The sequence below is a fragment of the Faecalibacterium sp. DFI.5.82 genome, assembly GCF_029076575.1.
Classification (GTDB): Bacteria; Bacillota; Clostridia; order Oscillospirales; family Ruminococcaceae; genus Faecalibacterium; species Faecalibacterium duncaniae.
The window spans coordinates 1-322 of sequence record NZ_JARFIS010000336.1 but is presented as its reverse complement, the minus strand read 5'-3'; the positions used below and the strand labels follow the sequence as shown (position 1 = coordinate 322).

Here is a 322-nt window from a genome sequence, read left to right as displayed (position 1 = left end):
TGCGTATGTCTGTTTTTAGACGCTTTTGCTTCGCACCGTTGGAGGAATCATAGATTTCTTGTCGGTGTAATAGTTCAAACTCTTTTATTGTATGCATCCATTGAATTCAGTGTTTTTGCCTTAAATCGAAAACAAATCGTCAAAATTCTCTTGATTCTACTATCCTGCTTTATTGTTGCCAGAACTCTATATGAGTATATCTCAGGAAAGTTTTTATTATTTCTTATCGTTGTAGAATATCTCTTGACTTATAGTTTATCTTTTGCAGTCGTAATGCTTGCAACTTCGGTTTGTGGGATGGATGCTCAGACGTTTCAAGCAA

1 pseudogene is annotated in these 322 nt (G+C 35.4%); it reads left to right on the top strand.

The features are described 5' to 3' along the window. A pseudogene (locus tag P0G09_RS16885) lies at positions 1-322 on the top strand (ATP-binding protein); the annotation flags it as partial.